This is a genomic window from Pseudacidovorax intermedius (assembly GCF_003350475.1).
In the GTDB taxonomy this organism is placed as follows: domain Bacteria; phylum Pseudomonadota; class Gammaproteobacteria; order Burkholderiales; family Burkholderiaceae_C; genus Xenophilus; species Xenophilus intermedius.
In genome coordinates this window covers 156,263-175,370 of sequence record NZ_QQAV01000001.1, presented here as the reverse complement: position 1 = coordinate 175,370, position 19,108 = coordinate 156,263, and the positions used below count along the sequence as shown (strand labels likewise).

Genomic DNA, 19,108 nt, shown 5'->3' with positions numbered 1-19,108 from the left:
CCGCGGCGATTCCCGCCTGAACACTTTTTCACCCTAGGGTGCAGAGACATGTCCCGATTCCAAGTCAAGAAAGTCGCCGTGCTCGGCGCAGGCGTGATGGGCGCGCAGATCGCGGCCCATCTCGTCAATGTGCGCGTGCCGGTCATCCTGTTCGACCTGCCCGCGAAAGAGGGGCCCAAGAGCGGCATCGTGCTCAAGGCCATCGACAACCTCAAGAAGCTCAAGCCCGCCCCCCTGGGTGTGGCCGAGGACGCGGCGCTGATCCAGGCAGCCAATTACGAGGAGCACCTCGGCCTGCTGGGCGAATGCGACCTCGTGATCGAGGCCATCGCCGAGCGCATGGACTGGAAGCTCGACCTCTACAAGAAGATCGCACCCCACGTCGCGCCGCATGCCATCCTGGCCTCCAACACCTCGGGCCTGTCGATCACCAAGCTGGCCGAGGCGGTGCCCGAGAGCATCCGTCCGCGCTTCTGCGGCATCCACTTCTTCAACCCGCCGCGCTACATGACGCTGGTGGAGCTGATCCCCACGCCCACCATCAACGCGCAGGTGCTGGACGACCTGGAGGCCTTCGCCGTCACCGCGCTGGGCAAGGGCGTGGTCCGCGCCAAGGACACGCCCAACTTCATCGCCAACCGCATCGGCATCGCCGGCATGCTGGCGACGATGAAGGAGGTCGAGAAGTTCGGCCTCTCCTTCGACGTGGTCGATGACCTCACGGGCAAGCGCCTGGGCCGTGCCAGCTCCGGCACCTTCCGCACCGCCGACGTGGTGGGCCTGGACACCATGGCCCACGTGGTCAAGACGCTGCAGGACAACCTGAGCGAGGCCACCGATCCGTTCTACCCCAACTTCGCCACGCCGCCGGTGCTGGCCAAGCTGATCGAGCTGGGGCGCCTGGGCCAGAAGACCAAGGGCGGCTTCTACAAGAAGGCCGGCCGCGACATCCTGCGCTTCGACCTCGAATCGGGCGATTACGTGCCCGCCGGCCAGAAGGCCGACGAGGTCTACGGCCGCATGCTCAAGAAGCCGGCGGGCCAGCGGCTCAAGCTGCTGCGCGAGAGCGAAGGGCCGCAGGGCCAGTTTCTGTGGGCGATCCTGCGCGACGGCTTCCATTACGCGGCGCTGCACCTGGCCGACATCGCCGAGAGCGCGCGCGATGTGGACCTTGCCATGCGCTGGGGCTTCGGCATGAAGCAGGGCCCCTTCGAGCTGTGGCAGGAGGCCGGCTGGTCGCAGGTGGCGCAGTGGATCCAGGAGGACATCGACGCCGGCAAGGCGCTGGCCAAGGCGCCGCTGCCGAAGTGGGTGTTCGACGGCCCGGTGGCCGAGGCCGGCGGCGTGCACACGCCCGAGGGCTCGTGGAGCGCCGCCGAGCAGCGCTTCGTGCCCGAGCGCCGCCTGCCGGTGCATGCGCGCCAGCTCTTCCCGGAAAGCGTGCTGGGCAGCGGCGCCAAGGCCGCCGAAGAGTCCGGCACGACGATCAGCGACGAAGGCGACGTGCGCGTCTGGACGCTGGACCGGCCGGGCTACGAAGGCGTGCTGATCGCCAGCATCCATTCCAAGATGAACGCCATCAGCCCCGACGTCGCCGAGGCACTGGCCGAGGCCGTGGCGCTGGCGGAGCGCGAGTACCAGGGCCTGGTGATCTGGTCGCCGTCGGACAAGTTCTCCGTCGGCGCCGACCTGCAGGCCATGCTGCCCGCCTTCGTGGTGGCCGGCGTGGGCGCCATCGAAGGTGCGGAGCAGGCGCTGCAGGACGTGATGCTGCGCATCCGCTACGCCAATGTGCCCGTGGTCTCCGCCGTGCGCGGCATGGCCCTGGGTGGCGGCTGCGAGTTGGCGGTGCACAGCGCCCGCCGCGTGGCCGCGATGGAAAGCTACATCGGTCTGGTCGAAGTGGGCGTGGGCCTGGTGCCCGGCGCCGGCGGACTGACCTATATCGCCCGCCGCGCGGCCGAGAACGCCGCCGCCTCCACCGGCACCGACCTGCTGCCCTTCCTCACCGAAGGCTTCACCGCCGCGGCCATGGCCAAGGTGGGCACCAGCGCGCTGGAGTCGAAGAAGCTGGGCTACCTGGTCGAGGGCGACGTGATCGTGCCGCACAAGGACGAGCTGCTGCACGTGGCCATCGGCCAGGTCAAGGCCATGAGCGATGCCGGCTGGCGCCCGCCACTGAAGAAGCCCTTCCGCGTAGCCGGCCGCAGTGGTGCGGCCACCATCAAGGGCCAGCTGGTCAACATGCGCGACGGCGGCTTCATCAGCGCCCACGACTTCCACATCGCCAGCCTGATCGCCCACGTGGTGACGGGCGGCGACGTGGACCCCGGCACCCTGGTGACCGAGGAGTATCTGATGCGCCTGGAGCGCGACGCCTTCTGCGCGCTGGTCCAGCACCCCAAGACGCAGGAACGGATCATGGGCATGCTGTCCACTGGCAAACCCGTCCGGAACTGAACGACGAGAACACGACCATGAGCAAGCAAGTTCAAGACGCCTACATCGTCGCCGCCACGCGCACCCCCATCGGCAAGTCGCACCGCGGCTTCTTCCGCAACACCCGGCCGGACGACCTGCTGGCCACCACGCTGAAGGCAGCGCTGGCGCAGGTGCCGCGGCTCGATCCGCAGACCATCGAGGACATCGTCTGCGGCTGCGCCATTCCCGAGGCCCAGCAGGGCCTGAACGTGGCGCGCATCGGCGCGGTGCTGGCGGGCCTGCCCACCAGCGTGGGCGGCATCACCGTCAACCGCTTCTGCGCCTCCGGCCTGTCGGCCGTGCAGATGGCGGCCGACCGCATCCGCGTCGGTGAGGCCGAGGTGATGATCGCCGCGGGCGTCGAAAGCATGAGCATGGTGCCGATGATGGGCAACGCGCCCTCGCTGTCGCCCTCCATCTTCGAGCGCGACGGCGACGTGGGCATCGCCTACGGCATGGGCCTGACGGCCGAGAAGGTGGCGCAGCAGTGGAAGGTGAGCCGCGAGGCGCAGGACGCCTTCGCACTCGAATCGCATCGTCGCGCCGTCGCCGCCCAGCAAGCCGGCGAGTTCGCCGACGAAATCACGCCCATCGAGGTGACCGACCGCGGCTTGGACGCCGCCACCGGCGAGACCATCGCCAAGACCCGCACCGTCAGCCTGGACGAGGGCCCGCGCCCCGCCACCAGCCTGGAGGGCTTGGCGAAGCTGCGCACCGTGTTCGCCGCCCGCGGCTCGGTGACGGCGGGCAACAGCTCGCAGACCTCGGACGGCGCCGGCGCGCTGATCCTGGCGAGCGAGGCCGCCTGCCAGAAGTACGACCTGCAGCCGCTGGCGCGCTTCGTGAGCTTCGCCAGCAAGGGTGTGCCGCCGGCCATCATGGGCATCGGTCCCATCGAGGCGATCCCGGCCGCGCTGCGCTATGCGGGCCTGAAGCAGGACGACATCGACTGGTTCGAACTGAACGAGGCCTTCGCCGCCCAGTCGCTGGCCGTGATCAACACGCTGGGGCTGGACGCCGCCAAGGTCAACCCGATGGGCGGCGCCATCGCGCTGGGCCACCCGCTGGGTGCCACCGGCGCCATTCGCGCGGCCACCGTCGTGCATGCGCTGCGCCGCAAGCAGCTCAAGTACGGCATGGTGACCATGTGCGTGGGCATGGGGCAGGGCGCGGCGGGCATCTTCGAGCGCGTCTGAATCGGCACCGCAGCCGGCCGGCGCCGGGCCGGCTGGCCGCCACGGGCTGCGGGTTCCTACCGAGGCTCGAGCGTCCCGCACACGACTCGCGCGCCAAGTCGCTTTATGCACACTGCCGCCATGAACGACCACCCGCTCGATCGTGCCCTCGCGCTGTCGCACAGCGACATCCAGTCCGGGCTCTTCACCGGGGCCACCAGCCCCGACTACTGGAACATGGTCGGCCCCTTCGGTGGCACGACCGCGGCGCTGCTGTTGCAGGCCGTGATGCAGCATCCTGACCGACTGGGCGAGCCGGTCGCGCTCACGGTCAACTACGCCGCGGCCGTGACCGAAGGCGCGCTGCAGGTGCAGGCGCTGCCGGTGCGCACCAACCGTTCCACACAGCACTGGACGCTCACACTCAGCCAGGCGGACGACGACGGCAAGTCCCAGCTCAACACCACCGCCACCGTCGTCACCGCACTGCGGCGCCAGACCTGGAGCACCACCGATGTCGCCATGCCCAAGGTGCCGGCCCCGGCCGACGTGGCGGGCATGGGCACCGGCCCCAAGGGCGTGGCCTGGGTCGGCCAGTACGACATGCGGCCCATCAGCGGCGGCATTCCGCGCGAGTGGAACGATGCCGGCGACCACAGCGAGACGCTGATGTGGGTGCGCGACGCAGTGCCGCGCACGCTGGACTTTCCGGCGCTGGCGGCGATGAGCGACGTGTTCTACCCGCGCGTGTGGCTCCGTCGCGCCCGGCCTGTGCCGGCGGGCACGGTGTCCATCACCACCTACTTCCACGCCGGCGCGGCCGAACTCGCGGCCGTGGGCGAAGGCTTCCTGCTGGGCCGGGCGACCGGCCAGCAGTTCCGCAACGGCTTCTTCGACCAGACCGCGCAGCTTTGGAGCGAGGCCGGGCTGCTGCTCGCGACCAGCCATCAGATCGTCTACTACAAGGAATAGCGCGATTGCGCGTTCCTTTGTCCTCAGGAGCCACCATGCCCCAACCTGCCGCCCTGATCGTCGGCGCCGGTGACGCCACCGGCGGTGCCATCGCTCGCGCCTTTGCCCGCGAGGGCTATGCCGCCTGCGTCACCCGCCGCAGTGCCGACAAGCTGACGCCGCTGGTGGCGCAGATCCAGGCCGATGGCGGCACGGCCCAGGCCTTCGGCAGCGATGCGCGCAAGGAAGAGGAGGTCGTCGCCCTGGTCGAGCAGATCGAGGCCACCGTCGGGCCCATCGAGGTGATGGTGTTCAACATCGGCGCCAACGTGCCCGAGAGCATCCTCACCGAGACGGCGCGCAAGTACTTCAAGGTCTGGGAGATGGCCTGCTTCTCGGGCTTCCTCAACGCCCGCGAGGTCGCCAGGCGCATGGTGGCCCGGCCGCTGCCGGCGGGCGGGCAGCGCGGCACCATCCTGTTCACCGGCGCCACGGCCTCGTTGCGCGGGGGCGCCAATTTCGCGGCCTTCTCGGGCGCCAAGATGGCGCTGCGCGCGCTGGCCCAGAGCATGGCGCGCGAGCTAGGGCCGCAGGGCATCCACGTGGCCCATACCATCATCGATGGCGCCATCGACACCGAGTTCATCCGCAGCAACTTCCCGGAGCGCTATGCGCGCAAGGCGGAGGACGGCATCCTGAACCCCGATCACATCGCCGCGGCCTACGTGATGCTGCACCGCCAGCCGCGCGATGCCTGGACCCACGAGCTGGACCTGCGGCCGTGGATCGAGAATTTCTGAGCGCCGGCTGCGCAGCGACCGGGCCGGCCCGGCATCATTGCGGCCTTCCCACGAGAACGACTGGAGACCCCCCATGACCGCTCCCGCCCGCGTCGAATGCTTCTTCGACTTCGGCAGCCCGGCCGCCTACCTGGCCTGGATGCAGCTGCCCCATGTGTGCGCCGACACCGGCGCCGAACTGGTATGGCGGCCCATGCTGCTGGGCGGCGTGTTCCAGGCCACCGGCAACCGTTCTCCGGCCGAGGTCGAGGCCAAGGGTCGTTACATGCGCGAGGACCTGGCGCGCTTCGCCCGCCGCGCCGGCGTGCCCTTCGAGCACAACCCGCACTTCCCCATCAACACGCTGACGCTGATGCGCGGCGCCACGGCGATGCAGATGCACCGGCCCGAACGCTTCCAGGGCTATGCGCAGGCCGTGTTCGACGCCATGTGGGCGCAGCCGCGCAACCTGGGCGATGCGGGCGAGCTGACGGCCGTGCTCACCGCTGCCGGCTTCAACGCCGCCGAGTTCATGACGCTGCTGGGCCGCCAGGACGTCAAGGACCAGCTCAAGACCACCACGCAGGAGGCCGTGGAGCGTGGCGTGTTCGGCGCGCCGACGATGTTCGTCGGCGACCAGATGTTCTGGGGCCAGGACCGGCTGGACTTCGTGCGCGACGCCCTCATCTCCCGTTGATTTTTCTCTTCACCTCACCAACACCATGAGCGACATCCTCGTCCACACCGAAGCGGGTGTGACCACCCTGACCTTCAACCGCGTCGACAAGAAGAACTCCATCACCAGCAGCATGTACGCCGCGTTGGCCGACGCGCTCGACGCCGCGCGCGACGACGCGGCCGTGCGCTGCGTGCTGATCCAGGGCGATGCCACCATCTTCTCGGCGGGCAACGACATCGGCGACTTCCTCAACAAGCCGCCCTCGACGCAGGACTCGCCCGTGTTCCGCTTCCTGCGCGGCATCGCGGCCTTTCCCAAGCCGGTGGTCGCGGCCGTGTGCGGCCCGGCGGTTGGCATCGGCACCACGCTGCTCTTCCACTGCGACCTGGTTTATGCCGGCGACAACGCCGCCTTCTCCATGCCCTTCGTCAACCTGGGCCTGTGCCCCGAGGCGGCGTCCAGCCTGCTGGTGCCGCAGATGTTCGGCTACCACCGCGCGGCCGAGGCGCTGCTGCTGGGCGAGCCCTTCATGGCCGAGGCGGCGCTCGAAGTCGGCCTGGTCAACCGCGTGCTGCCGCCCACCGAGTGCAATGCCTACGCGCAGCAGCAGGCGCGCAAGCTGGCCGCCAAGCCGCTGTCGGCGCTGATCGAGACCAAGCGCCTGCTCAAGAAGACGCAGACGGCCGCCGTGGTCGAACGCATGGACGAGGAGGGCGCGAGCTTCGGCCGCATGCTGCGCGAACCCGCGGCGCGCGAGGCCTTCACCGCCTTCATGGAAAAGCGGCGGCCGGACTTCAGCAAGGTCTGAGGCCGAGCCGTCCTGGCTGGCAGCGCGGGGCGCTCGGTGGCCAGGCGTGGACCGGGGAGTGGGCTGGGATCGATGGCTCTCAGCCCTTGGGCGGCACCACCGGGCGCGGCCGGCCGTTCTCGTCGATGGCCACGTAGGTGAGCGAGGCCTCGGTCACCTTCACGTACTCGCCCTGCTGGCGGATGCGCTCGGCGAAGACCTCGACCTTCACCGTGACCGAGGTGCGGCCCACACGGGTGACGGCCGCATAGAAGGACAGCAGGTCGCCCACGCGCACCGGCTGCTTGAAGATGAATTCATTGACCGCCACCGTGGCCATGCGGCCCTGCGCATAACGCGCCGGGATCACCGAGCCGGCCAGGTCGACCTGGGCCATGACCCAGCCGCCGAAGATGTCGCCGTTGCCGTTGGTATCGGCCGGCATCGGGATCACCTTGAGCACGAGCTCCATATCGGCGGGCAGGCTTTTGAGGACGGCGGGGGCGGCGGTCGGGGCGGTCATTGGACAATCCGGGAAAACAACGCCGCGGATTGTCCCGCATGCGACTCGGCCGCCGGCCCGTCGCGACACAAACCCCCATGAGACCTGCACACCCCCTGCCGCCCGCTGCCGAGCCGGGCGCGCCCGCGCCCGCGCGCAGCGATGCCGCCACGCTGCGTCGCCTGTTCCCCTACCTGTGGGCCTACAAGTGGCGCGTGCTCGCGGCGCTGCTCTTCATGGTCGGCGCCAAGCTGGCCAATGTGAGCGTGCCGGTGCTGCTCAAGCACCTGGTCGATGCGATGACGCTGCAGCCCGGCGATCCGCGCGCCCTGCTGGTGGTGCCGGCGGCGCTGCTGGTGGGCTATGGGCTGCTGCGCTTTTCCACTTCGCTCTTCACCGAGCTGCGCGAACTGGTCTTCGCGCGTGCCACCGAGGGTGCGGCGCGGCGCATCTCGCTGGAGGTGTTCCGGCACCTGCATGGGCTGTCGCTGCGCTTCCACCTGGAGCGGCAGACGGGCGGGATGACGCGCGACATCGAGCGCGGCAGCCAGGCGGTGCATTCGCTCATCTCGTATTCGCTCTACAGCATCGTGCCCACGCTGATCGAGCTGGTGCTGGTGCTCGGCATCCTGGGCGTGCGCTTCGACTGGTGGTTCGTGGCCATCACCGGCACCGCGCTGGTGGTGTACATCGGCTTCACCGTGTGGGTAACCGAATGGCGCACGCAGTTCCGCCGCAGCATGAACGAGCTGGGTGCGCGCGCCCAGAGCCGCGCGGTCGATTCGCTGCTGAACTACGAGACGGTCAAGTACTTCAACAACGAGGGCTTCGAGGCCCGCCGTTACGACGAGCAGCTGGAGCGCTACCGTCGCGCCGCCGTGCGCAGCCAGACCACGCTCTCGCTGCTCAACACCGGCCAGCAGATGCTGATCGCCATCAGCCTGGTGGCCATGCTGTGGCGCGCCACGCAGGGCGTGGTGGACGGGCGCATGACGCTGGGTGACCTGGTCATGGTCAATGCCTTCATGATCCAGCTGTACATCCCGCTCAACTTCCTGGGTGTGCTCTACCGCGAGATCAAGCAGAGCCTGGTGGACCTGGAGAAGATGTTCGCCCTGCTGGAGCGCGAGCGCGAGGTGGCCGACGCACCCGGCGCCCGGCCGCTGCGCCATCCGGAGGGCGACGTGCAGTTCGACGACGTGCACTTCGCCTACGAGGCGGCACGGCCCATCCTGCGTGGCCTGAGCTTCACCATCCCGGCCGGCAAAACGGTGGCGGTGGTCGGCCCCTCGGGCGCGGGCAAGTCCACGCTGGCGCGGCTGCTCTACCGCTTCTATGACGTGGATCCGGCCTCGGCCGGCACCGGCGGTGGCGCCATCCGCATCGGCGGGCAGGACATCCGCGAAGTGACCCAGCACAGCCTGCGCGCGGCCATCGGCATCGTGCCGCAGGACACGGTGCTCTTCAACGACACCATCGGCTACAACATCGCCTACGGTCGGCCCGATGCCAGCCAGGCCGAAGTGGAGGCCGCCGCCCGCGCGGCGCGCATTCACGGCTTCATCGCCGCCACGCCCAAGGGTTACGACACCACGGTGGGCGAGCGCGGCCTCAAGCTCTCGGGTGGCGAGAAGCAGCGCGTGGCCATCGCCCGCACGCTGCTCAAGAACCCACCCATCCTGATCTTCGACGAGGCCACCTCGGCACTCGACTCCGCCAACGAGCGCGCCATCCAGGCCGAGCTGGCCAGCGCAGCGCGCGGCAAGACCACGCTGGTGATCGCGCACCGCCTGTCGACGGTGGTCGACGCGCACGAGATCCTGGTGCTCGACGCCGGCCAGTTGGTCGAGCGCGGCACCCATGCCGAGCTGCTGGCGCGCGGCGGCGTGTACGCGCGCATGTGGTCGCTGCAGCAGAACGAGCGCCCGCCCGAGGCCGTGTCCGCCCCGTTGATCGCCTCGCCCGACGGCGCCGCGCAGCCCGCCTGACCCGTTTCTTGCTTCCCTTCGTTTCCATGTCCGCCAAGATCCCCCTTCTCGTCCTCAACCAGCAGACGCCCACGCATGTGCAGCAGATCGGCGCCGTCTACGACCTCGTCTACGCACCCACGCCGGCAGAGCGCGCTGCCGCCATCGCCAGCCGAGGCCGCGACTTCCGCGCCGTGCTCACCATTGGCACCGTGGGCCTGACGCCCCAGGAGGTCGCGGCGATGCCGGCGCTGGAGCTGGTGTGCTGCATGGGCGTGGGCTACGAGGGCCTGCCGATGGACGCGCTGCGGGCGCGCGGCATCGTCACGGCCAACGGCGCCGGCACCAACGACAGCACGGTGGCCGACCATGCCTTCGGCCTGATCCTGGCCATCGTGCGCCGCATCCCGGAGCGCGACCGGCTGTGCCGTGAGGGCGTGTGGCGCGACGTGCTCACCATGCCGCCGCAGCTCGAAGGCCGGCGCCTGGGCATCTTCGGCATGGGCGCGATCGGTGCCAAGCTGGCGCGTCGCGCCGCCGGTTTCGACATGCCGGTGGGCTACCACAACCGCAAGCCGGTCGAAGGCTCGCCACACCGCTACTTCGACGACCTGGCCGAGCTCGCACGCTGGTGCGACGTGCTGGTGTGCGCGGCACCGGGTGGTGCGGCCACGCGGCACAAGGTGAATGCGCAGGTGCTGCAGGCGCTGGGTCCGCAGGGCTACCTGGTCAACGTGGGCCGCGGCAGCCTGGTCGATACCGAGGCGCTGGCCGAGGCCTTGCGCAGTGAGACCATCGCCGGTGCCGCGCTCGACGTGTACGAGAGCGAACCCAGGCGGCCCGAGCCGCTGGTGGGCCTCGCCAACATCGTGCTTTCGCCCCACATGGCCGGCTGGTCGCCCGAGGCCGTGCAATGCAGCGTGGACCGCTTCATGGCCAATGCCGAAGGCCACTTCGCCGGCCGTGGCGTGGTGTCGCCGATCTGAGTGCCTGAATCGCCGAGCACTGCACCCCGCACCCGATTCCTTCGCAGCACCGCCCCATGAACGTCTTCATCGCCGGCTTCCAGCACGAGACCAACACCTTCGCGCCCACCCTGGCCGACTGGGCCGCCTTCGAGGCGGGCTCGGGCTTTCCGGCCTACCGGCGCGGACCGGTGGTCATCGAGGCCTACCGCGGCAAGGCCATCCCCATCGGCGGCTTCATCGAGGCGGCCGAGCGCTGGGGCTGGACGCTCACCGCCTCGGGCTGGGCCGGCGCCAATCCCTCGGCCCACGTCACGCGCGAAGCCTTCGAGCGGATCGCCGGCGACATCGATGCCGATCTGCGCGCGGCCCTGGCCGGGCCGGGCGTCGATGCGGTCTACCTCGACCTGCACGGCGCCGCCGTGGCCCAGCACCTCGACGACCCCGAGGGCGAGTTGCTGGCGCGCATCCGTGCCGTGGTCGGCCCGCGGGTGCCCATCGTCGCCAGCCTGGATCTGCATGCCAACGTGACCCAGGCCATGCTCACGGTGGCCGATGCGCTCGTGGCCTACCGCACCTATCCGCACGTGGACATGAAGGACACCGGCGCCCTGGCGGCCACGCTGCTGGAACGTCGCCTGGCCCGCGGCAGCCGCGAGTCGCTGGCCGTGCGCCGGCTCGACTTCCTGCTGCCGCTCAATGCGCAGAGCACCATGACCGCCCCGGCCGACGCCGTCTACGACGAACTGCTGCACCTGGACGCCGCGCAGGGCACGGTCCTCAGCTTCGCCATGGGCTTTCCGGCGGCGGACATCGCCGAATGCGGCCCGGTGATCTGGGCCCATGGCGAGCAGGCCCAGGCGGCCGTCGACGCGCTCTTCGCGCGCGTGGACCAGCCGCGCAGCCAATGGCGGCTGGACCTGAAGACGCCCGAAGCCGCGGTGACCGAGGCCCTGGCGCTGGCCGCGGACGTCTCGGCACCGGTGGTCATCGCCGATACGCAGGACAACCCTGGCGCCGGGGGCGACAGCAACACCACCGGCATGCTCCATGCGCTGCTGGCCGCGGGCGCAGGCCGGCGCTTTCCGGGCCAGGTGGCGCTGGGCCTGCTGGCCGACCCTGAAGCGGCCGCCGCGGCCCATGCGGCGGGGGAGGGCGCGCAGATTGAGGTGCAACTGGGCCGGCGCGTGCCCACCTGGGGTGGCCAGTTCAGCGATGAGCCGGTGCGCGCGCGGGCCACGGTGCGTGCGCTGCGGGACGGCCATGTGGTCCTCAAGGGGCCGATGGGCATGGGCGGCGAGGTCCGTCTCGGCCCCTGCGCCTGCCTGGAAGTGGAGGGCGTGCTGGTCGGTGTCTGCACGCTCAAGACGCAGATGCTGGACCGCGAGCTCTACCGCTTCCTGGGCATCGAACCCGAGGCGATGAAGCTGCTGGTCAACAAGAGCTCGGTGCACTTCCGCGCCGACTTCGCGCCCATCGCCAGCCACATCCTGGTGGCCAAGGCGCCGGGCCCCATGGCCGCCGACCCGGCCGACCTGCCGTGGACCCAATTGCCTGCCGGCATGTCGCTGCGGCCCTGACGTCGCCGCTTCAGCGCACGAGCACTTGGCGTTGCATGCGCCTCAGCGCGATCAGCCCTGCGCCAGCACCGGTGGCCGCAAGGCCGACCACGGGCACGCCTGGTCGTAGGCATGGCCGAACTGCAGCACCGCGAGGTCCGCATTGGCCGGGCCCGCCAACTGCAGTCCCATCGGCAGACCCTGCGGCCCGAAGCCCGCGCGCACATTGAGTGTGGGCAGCCCGGCCAGCGTGAAGGGCGTGACGATCTCCATCCAGTGGTGGTAGGTCTGGCTCTTCACGCCGGCCACCTCGCCGGGCCACTGCAGGTCGGCATCGAAGGGAAAGACCTGGGCCGTTGGCGCCACCACCGCGTCGAAGCGCTCGAAGAGCCGCACGAAGGCGCGGTAGACGTTCGAGCGCCAGATCGAGGCCTGGTAGAGCGAGCCGGCATCGAGGTGGCGGGCCTGTTCGATCTCCCACAGCGCCTCGGGCTTGATGCGCGCATGGTTGCGCGGGTCGGCCGCCAGCGCGCCCAGCTTGCCGCCCACCAGCAGTTGGCGCAGGCGCAGCCAGGCCTGCCAGTTCTGCTCGCGCGGGACGTCGAGCTGACATGGCTCGACCTCGCAGCCCAGCGTGCGGAACACGCCCAGCGCCCGCTCGCAGGTGGCCATCACGGCCGGGTCCACCGGCAGGTCGGGCCAGAGGCTGCCCAGCCAGCCGATGCGCTTGCCCTTCACCTCGGTGTGCAGGTCGACCGCATCGGCGTCCGGCAGCGCCTGCGGCAGCGAGAGCGGCACGCGGGCATCGACGCCGGCCTGCACGCACAGCAGCCGGGCGGCGTCCTCCACCGTGCGCGCCATGGGGCCTTCGGTGCCCAGCTGCTGGAAGAACAGGTCCTCGTCCGGCGAGCCCGGCACGCGTCCGCGCGAAGGCCGGAAGCCGATCACGTTGTTGAAGGCCGCGGGGTTGCGCAGCGAGCCCATCATGTCGCTGCCGTCGGCCACCGGCAGCATGCCGAGGGCCAGCGCCACGGCCGCGCCGCCGCTGCTGCCCCCGGCCGACTTGCTGTCGTCCCAGGCGTTGCGCGTGGTGCCGAAGACCGTGTTGTAGGTGTGCGAGCCCAGGCCGAACTCGGGTGTGTTGCTCTTGCCGATGACGATGGCGCCCGCGGCCTTCGCGCGGGCCACATGCAGGCTGTCGTGGGGGGCAGGACTTTTCGGCGCCAGTGGCGAGCCCATGGAGGTGGGCAGGCCGGCCGCATGGCTCAGGTCCTTCACCGCGAGGGGAAAGCCATGCATCCAGCCCAGGCGTTCGCCGCGGGCCAGCTGGGCGTCGCGCGCGTCGGCCTCGGCCAGCACGGCGTCGGCATCGCGCAGCGAGACCAGGGCGTTGAAGCGCGGGTTGAGGGCGGCAATGCGGGCGAGCGTGGCCTGCATCAGTTCGCGGCAGGAGATGCTGCGGTCGGCGATGCGGCGCGAGAGGGTGGTGGCATCGAGGGCGAGCAGGTCGGAAGACGTCATGGGCAGGTGAGGAGAGGGCGGGAAAGCAAGGCCGGGGCGCAAGCGTACCCAGGACCATAATCGCGCGCCATGGAAACCAAATGGCTCGAGGACTTCGTGAGCCTCGCCGAGACCCGCAGCTTCAGCCGCTCGGCCCAGTTGCGGCATGTGACCCAGCCGGCCTTCTCGCGCCGCATCCAGGCCCTGGAGAGCTGGGCTGGCACCGACTTGGTGGACCGCAGCAGCTATCCCACGCGGCTCACGGCCGCCGGCCAGACCCTCTACTCCCAGGCGCTGGAGATCCTGCAATCGCTGCAGAGTACCCGGGCCATGCTGCGCGGCCATTCGGCCGTGGCGCAGGACGTGATCGAGTTCGCCGTGCCGCACACGCTGGCCTTCACCTTCTTCCCGAGCTGGGTCACGCGCCTGCGGCAGGAGTTCGGCCCGCTCAAGAGCCGGCTGATCGCCCTGAACGTGCACGACGCCATGATGCGGCTGGTGGAAGGCAACTGCGACCTGCTGATCGCCTACCAGCATCCCTCGCAGCCGCTGCAGCTGGACACGCACCGCTACGAGATGGTCCACCTGGGAGAGGAGGTGGTCGCACCGTGGGTACGGCCCGACGCGGAAGGCCAGCCGCGGCACCGCCTGCCGGGCCAGCCCGGCTGGCCGCTGCCCTACCTGGGCTATGCGCCGGGCGCCTACCTGGGCGGCGTGGTCGACCAGCTACTCAAGTCGTCCTCCGTGCCCATCCACCTGGACCGCGTCTACGAGACCGACATGGCCGAAGGCCTGAAGGTCATGGCCCTCGAAGGCCATGGCATCGCCTTCCTGCCGCAGAGCGCCGTGCGCAACGAGGTGCGCTCGCGCAAGCTGGTTAGCGCCAACGGGCCGGACATGGCGCCGCTGGAGGCCACGATGGAGATCCGCGCCTATCGCGAGCGGCCCGCTGCCCCGGCACGCGGCGGCGACGGCGGCTCTACGCCCAAGCGCGCGGCCGACCTGCTCTGGGCCTACCTGACCAACGCGCAACCGGCCGCCGATTGACCGGTGCGGCGCCTTCACGCAGCGCTGCGTAGCGCATCTGTCCCCGCCTTCAGCGCGCCGGTCGCTGCGAGCCATGCATTTGCGATGCCGTGTATGCATGTCTCCATCACTGATGCACATGGGCCTGCCACAGCTTGGGCATGGAGACTGCTAATCCTTGCAAAGCCCTGACACAGAGGGCGCACGCCTCACTTCGTGGTGCGCAGCGCGCTGTTTTAATGCCCAATGTGGGTGGGTTCTGCACCCTCTTGGTTCGGGTTATCCCGAAAAAGGTGTGTGTCTAGAATTTCGCCCGTCCCCGACCCCTCCCAAGGAACATTCATGAAGAAGCAACTCACGCTCATCGCCATCGCGGCGCTCGCCACCAGCGCAGCGTTCGCGCAGGCCACCGACACCCTGGCCAAGATCAAGGAGCGCGGCGCGGTCAACCTCGGCGTGCGCGATTCGTCCGGCCTGGCCTTCACGCTGGGCGGCGGCAAGTACGTCGGCTTCCACACCGAAATGGCCGAGAACATCATCAAGGACATCGGCAAGGACCTGGGCAAGCCCCTGACCATCAACTACCAGGTCATCACCTCGCAGAACCGCGTGCCGCTGGTGCAGAACGGCACCATCGACTTCGAGTGCGGCTCCACCACCAACAACACCGCGCGTCAGAAGGACGTCGACTTCGCCTACACGACCTACGTGGAAGAAGTCCGCATCCTGACCAAGGCGAATTCGGGCATCAATGGCATCGCCGACCTGAAGGGCAAGACCGTTGCCACGACCACGGGCACCACCTCGGTTCAGACGCTGCGCAAGAACAAGCGCGCCGAAGGCATCGACTTCAAGGAAGTCATGGGCAAGGACCACGCCGACAGCTTCCTGCTGCTCGAATCCGGCCGCGCCGATGCCTTCGTGATGGATGGCTCGATCCTGGCCTCCAATGCCGCCAAGTCGAAGAACCCCAAGGACTTCAAAATCGTCGGCGAAGTGCTGTCGGTCGAGCCGATCGCCTGCATGCTGCCCAAGGGCGATGCCAAGCTGAAGAAGGCTGTCGACGACAGCATCGTCCGCCAGATCAAGGATGGCTCGCTGGCCAAGCTGTACGACAAGTGGTTCATGCAGCCGATCCCGCCGAACAACGTCAACCTGAACATGCCCGCTTCCGAGAGCACCAAGGACGCCTGGGCCCATCCGAACGACAAGCCGATGGAAGCCTACGCCAACAAGTAAGGTCTCTGTCGACCTCAATAGCCAAGCCCGCGCGGCACGCCAGCCGACGCGGGCTTTTCGATGGAATGAGCGCGGGGCCTGACCCGCGGAGGAGGATGGATGCTGAGCCTGGATATGTCGGTTTTCTGCCAGGACACGCTCACCAATGAGGCGGTCGCCAGCTGTTTTGCACACGGGCGCGACCAGACCTATCTGCAGTGGATGCTCAATGCCTGGGGCTGGACCGTGAGCGTCGCGCTCGCGGCCCTGCTGCTGGCGCTGGTGGTCGGCTCGATCATCGGCACCTTGCGTACCCTGCCGGACAGTCCCTGGCTGGTGCGCTTCGGCAATGCGTGGGTGGAGCTGTTCCGCAACATCCCGCTGCTGGTGCAGGTGTTCATCTGGTACTTCGTGCTGCCCAAGATGATTCCGGCGATGCGTGACCTGCCGCCGCTGGTGCTGGTGGTGTGCGCCCTCGGTTTCTTCACCTCGGCGCGGATCGCCGAGCAATTGCGCTCGGGCATCCAGGCGCTGCCGCGCGGTCAGCGCTACGCGGGCATGGCGGTGGGCTTCACCACCTTCCAGTACTACCGCTTCGTGCTGCTGCCGATGGCCTACCGGATCATCATGCCGCCGCTGACCAGCGAGTCGATGAACATCTTCAAGAACTCCTCCGTCGCCTTCGCGGTGTCGATCCCCGAGCTCACGCAGTTCTACCTGCAGGCCGGCGAGGAGACCTCGGCCCAGATCCCGATCTACATCGGGGTCGTCATCCTCTATGTCATCAGCGCCATGCTGATCAACCGCATCATGACCTTCATCGAGCGCAGGATCCGCGTGCCGGGCTTCGTGGCCGCGGGCGGGACGGGAGGCCACTGACATGTTGGGCCTCGACTTTTCCTTCTACAGCTGGAACCTCATCAGCACCTATGTGCTGAAGGGCCTGTACTTCAGCGTGATGCTCACCGTGGTGGCCACGCTGGGCGGCATCTTCTTCGGCACGCTGCTGGCGCTCATGCGGCTGTCGGGCAAGAAGTGGCTGGACTTCCCGGCGGCGGTGTACGTCAACGGCATGCGTTCGGTGCCGCTGGTGATGGTGATCCTGGGCTTCTTCCTGCTGGTGCCTTTCGTCATCGGCCGGCCCATCGGTGCCGAGACCTCGGCCATCGTCACCTTCATCTGCTTCGAGGCCGCCTACTTCTCGGAGATCATGCGCGCCGGCATCCAGTCGATCCCGCGCGGCCAAGTGTTCGCGGGCATGGCGGTGGGCATGACCTACAAGCAGAACATGACACTGGTGATCCTGCCGCAGGCCTTCCGCAACATGCTGCCGGTGCTGCTCACGCAGACCATCATCCTGTTCCAGGACACCTCGCTGGTCTATGCCATCGGCGCCTACGACCTGCTCAAGGGCTTCGAGACGGCGGGCAAGAACTTCGGCCGTCCCGAGGAGGCCTACCTGCTGGCCGCCGTCGTCTATTTCGTCCTCTGCTATTCGCTGTCCTACATGGTCAAGCGACTGCACAAGAAAATCGCCATCATCCGATGAAGGGTTCCAGCCATGGCTGAAAAAATGATCGAAATCAAGAACGTCTCGAAGTGGTACGGTCCCGTCCAGGTGCTGCACGACTGCTCGGTGAGCATCGACAAGGGCGATGTGGTGGTGGTGTGCGGCCCGTCGGGCTCGGGCAAGTCCACGCTGATCAAGACGGTGAACGCGCTGGAGCCGATCCAGAAGGGCGAGATCGTCGTCAACGGCATCAAGGTCAACGACCCCAAGACCAACCTGCCCAAGCTGCGCTCCAAGGTGGGCATGGTGTTCCAGCACTTCGAGCTGTTCCCGCACCTGTCGGTGACCGAGAACCTCACCATCGCGCAGATGAAGGTGCTGGGCCGCAGTGCGGACGAGGCCAAGACCCGCGGCCTCAAGATGCTCGACCGCGTGGGCCTGATGGCGCACAAGGACAAGTTCCCCGGCCAGCTTTCCGGTGGCCAGCAGCAGCGCGTGGCCATCGCCCGCGCGCTGTCGATGGACCCGATCGTCATGCTCTTCGACGAGCCCACCTCGGCGCTCGACCCCGAGATGGTCGGCGAGGTGCTCGACGTGATGGTGAGCCTGGCCAAGGAAGGCATGACCATGATGTGCGTGACCCACGAGATGGGCTTCGCGCGCAAGGTAGCCAGCCGCGTGATCTTCATCGACGTGGGCGGCCGCATCCTCGAGGACTGCTCCAAGGAGGAGTTCTTCGGCCATCCCGAGAACCGCCAGCCGCGCACCAAGGACTTCCTCAACAAGATCCTGCAGCACTGATTTCAGGCTGATACCTCACCGACCGGCCACGCATGTTCCGCTCCAGTCCCTTCGCCTTGCACCGTCCCGCCTCGCGGGCGGGCATGTGCGCGGGCGTCCAGCGGCGCCTGCGCGGCCAGTGCCTGGCCGCACCCTCCTGAGCCCGGCGAGCACGCATCCATCCTCCTCGCCAATCGCATCGCCGGGCTTGCACCCGGCGATTGTTTTTTCAGGAGTCGTGCGATGCCTTTTTCTTCTTCCTCTTCTTCCCTGTCCGCGCCGGCTACGGCCTCGCCGGTGCGTGTGCTGACCGAGCTGGACCATGTGCGTCTCGGCAAATGGCTGCAGGCCCCGTCCGCGGCGGCCGAGGCGTTGCAGGACGTGCTCGACAACGCCGAGCTGGTGCCCTCCGCGCAGGTGGCGCCCGACGTCGTCACGATGCGTTCGCGCCTGCGTGTGGCCGAGGCCGGCGCCTCCGCCGCCCGCGAGATCGCACTGGTCTATCCGGACGAGGCCGATGCGGGCCAGGGCCGCATCTCGGTGCTGTCGCCCGTCGGCACCGCCCTGCTGGGCCTGCGCGCCGGGCAGCAGGCCCGCTGGTGTGCCCCCGACGGCCGCGCGGCCGTGCTGCAGGTGGAGGCCATCACCTTCCAGCCCGAGGCCAGCGGCGAGTTGCTGCGCTGACCCGGCCTGTGCCTGCTTAAGAACCTTCTAAGCGCCCATTCCTAGGATGAACCCATCGCCCTTCGACACCTGTGGTGTCCGGGCGATAGGCCGTGGAAGTGGCTGGTCCCAAGTGACCGGCCATGCCCTCACCCATGTTCTTGCCCCAGGAGTGTCACCATGAAAGTTCTTGCAGCCCTCTCCGTCCTGACCCTGTCGACCCTGGCCGCTTCGGCCGCGATGGCGCAGACGCCGCCTCCGGCACCGGCCGCAGCCGCTCCGGTGCAGGCTGCGGCCACCGCCAAGCCCATCGTCAAGATGCGCTGTTCCGACTACGTCGCGCTCGACGAGACCGTCAAGCCGAAGTTCATCTACTACGTCGTGGGCCACGGCACGCACGGCAAGAAGGACGCGGTGTTCGACGAGGTGGCGGTCGAGAAGATCAAGCCGCAGCTCGACGAATACTGCAAGATCAACCTCACCAAGTCGGCCTACAAGCAGGTGATGGCCAGCAGCATGGCCTCCGACCCCGTGCATGGGGCCGGCATGCACAAGGCCAAGTAAGC

At 68.7% G+C, this 19,108-nt stretch carries 18 protein-coding genes; 16 read left to right on the top strand and 2 right to left on the bottom strand.

Annotation, left to right across the window (positions count from 1 at the left end):
- The first annotated feature begins 48 nt into the window (after positions 1 to 48).
- The 6 genes from DFR41_RS00800 (at position 49) to DFR41_RS00775 (ending at position 6,873) form a co-directional block, all read left to right on the top strand.
- Positions 49 to 2,460 (top strand): 3-hydroxyacyl-CoA dehydrogenase/enoyl-CoA hydratase family protein, encoded by a 2,412-nt coding sequence (locus tag DFR41_RS00800; RefSeq protein ID WP_114801370.1) that lies wholly within the window; start codon positions 49 to 51, stop codon positions 2,458 to 2,460.
- A 17-nt stretch (positions 2,461 to 2,477) separates the two neighbouring features.
- The gene (locus DFR41_RS00795) at positions 2,478 to 3,677 is read left to right on the top strand and encodes an acetyl-CoA C-acyltransferase (RefSeq protein ID WP_114801369.1); all 1,200 of its coding nucleotides are present in this window, start codon (positions 2,478 to 2,480) and stop codon (positions 3,675 to 3,677) included.
- Positions 3,678 to 3,797: 120 nt separating this feature from the next.
- Complete coding sequence (locus tag DFR41_RS00790) at positions 3,798 to 4,628, top strand: acyl-CoA thioesterase (protein WP_114802126.1); 831 nt, start codon at positions 3,798 to 3,800, stop codon at positions 4,626 to 4,628.
- 35 nt (positions 4,629 to 4,663) lie between these two features.
- Entirely contained in the window at positions 4,664 to 5,407 is a 744-nt protein-coding gene (locus tag DFR41_RS00785) for an SDR family oxidoreductase (protein ID WP_114801368.1), read from the top strand.
- A gap of 73 nt (positions 5,408 to 5,480) precedes the next feature.
- Entirely contained in the window at positions 5,481 to 6,083 is a 603-nt protein-coding gene (locus DFR41_RS00780) for a 2-hydroxychromene-2-carboxylate isomerase (RefSeq protein WP_114801367.1), read from the top strand.
- A 25-nt stretch (positions 6,084 to 6,108) separates the two neighbouring features.
- A complete protein-coding gene (locus DFR41_RS00775; protein WP_114801366.1) occupies positions 6,109 to 6,873 on the top strand; it encodes an enoyl-CoA hydratase in 765 nt (254 codons plus the stop codon).
- Between the two features lie 79 nt (positions 6,874 to 6,952).
- Here the strand turns inward: DFR41_RS00775 and DFR41_RS00770 are convergent, their stop codons facing one another.
- Positions 6,953 to 7,375, bottom strand: coding sequence for an acyl-CoA thioesterase (locus DFR41_RS00770; RefSeq protein WP_017757113.1), 423 nt, complete (start codon positions 7,373 to 7,375; stop codon positions 6,953 to 6,955).
- 77 nt (positions 7,376 to 7,452) lie between these two features.
- Between DFR41_RS00770 and DFR41_RS00765 the strand changes: the two genes are divergently transcribed.
- From DFR41_RS00765 to DFR41_RS00755, 3 genes are read left to right on the top strand one after another with little or no spacing between them, the layout of a single operon-like run.
- The gene (locus DFR41_RS00765) at positions 7,453 to 9,342 is read left to right on the top strand and encodes an ABCB family ABC transporter ATP-binding protein/permease (RefSeq protein WP_114801365.1); all 1,890 of its coding nucleotides are present in this window, start codon (positions 7,453 to 7,455) and stop codon (positions 9,340 to 9,342) included.
- A gap of 26 nt (positions 9,343 to 9,368) precedes the next feature.
- Positions 9,369 to 10,307 (top strand): 2-hydroxyacid dehydrogenase, encoded by a 939-nt coding sequence (locus DFR41_RS00760; RefSeq protein WP_114801364.1) that lies wholly within the window; start codon positions 9,369 to 9,371, stop codon positions 10,305 to 10,307.
- A gap of 56 nt (positions 10,308 to 10,363) precedes the next feature.
- Entirely contained in the window at positions 10,364 to 11,866 is a 1,503-nt protein-coding gene (locus DFR41_RS00755) for a M81 family metallopeptidase (protein ID WP_114801363.1), read from the top strand.
- A gap of 51 nt (positions 11,867 to 11,917) precedes the next feature.
- On the opposite strand, the gene DFR41_RS00750 is transcribed toward DFR41_RS00755, so the two are convergent.
- Positions 11,918 to 13,366, bottom strand: a complete 1,449-nt coding sequence (locus tag DFR41_RS00750; protein ID WP_114801362.1) for an amidase — start codon at positions 13,364 to 13,366, stop codon at positions 11,918 to 11,920.
- Positions 13,367 to 13,435: 69 nt separating this feature from the next.
- Between DFR41_RS00750 and DFR41_RS00745 the strand changes: the two genes are divergently transcribed.
- From DFR41_RS00745 to DFR41_RS00715, 7 genes are all read left to right on the top strand, one after another.
- On the top strand, positions 13,436 to 14,392 hold the full coding sequence (locus DFR41_RS00745; RefSeq protein WP_017758516.1) for a LysR substrate-binding domain-containing protein: 957 nt from the start codon (positions 13,436 to 13,438) through the stop codon (positions 14,390 to 14,392).
- 321 nt (positions 14,393 to 14,713) lie between these two features.
- Positions 14,714 to 15,610 carry a transporter substrate-binding domain-containing protein gene (locus tag DFR41_RS00740; RefSeq protein ID WP_017758517.1) on the top strand — a complete coding sequence of 299 codons (897 nt, stop codon included), beginning with the start codon at positions 14,714 to 14,716 and terminating at the stop codon, positions 15,608 to 15,610.
- 102 nt (positions 15,611 to 15,712) lie between these two features.
- Positions 15,713 to 16,468, top strand: a complete 756-nt coding sequence (locus DFR41_RS00735; RefSeq protein WP_043114669.1) for an amino acid ABC transporter permease — start codon at positions 15,713 to 15,715, stop codon at positions 16,466 to 16,468.
- Position 16,469: 1 nt separating this feature from the next.
- Positions 16,470 to 17,138 carry an amino acid ABC transporter permease gene (locus DFR41_RS00730; RefSeq protein WP_017758519.1) on the top strand — a complete coding sequence of 223 codons (669 nt, stop codon included), beginning with the start codon at positions 16,470 to 16,472 and terminating at the stop codon, positions 17,136 to 17,138.
- Positions 17,139 to 17,162: 24 nt separating this feature from the next.
- On the top strand, positions 17,163 to 17,900 hold the full coding sequence (locus DFR41_RS00725) for an amino acid ABC transporter ATP-binding protein (protein ID WP_017758520.1): 738 nt from the start codon (positions 17,163 to 17,165) through the stop codon (positions 17,898 to 17,900).
- Positions 17,901 to 18,122: 222 nt separating this feature from the next.
- A complete protein-coding gene (gene rnk / locus DFR41_RS00720) occupies positions 18,123 to 18,563 on the top strand; it encodes a nucleoside diphosphate kinase regulator (protein ID WP_114801361.1) in 441 nt (146 codons plus the stop codon).
- 159 nt (positions 18,564 to 18,722) lie between these two features.
- Complete coding sequence (locus DFR41_RS00715; RefSeq protein ID WP_114801360.1) at positions 18,723 to 19,106, top strand: HdeA/HdeB family chaperone; 384 nt, start codon at positions 18,723 to 18,725, stop codon at positions 19,104 to 19,106.
- The last annotated feature ends 2 nt before the right edge of the window (positions 19,107 to 19,108 follow it).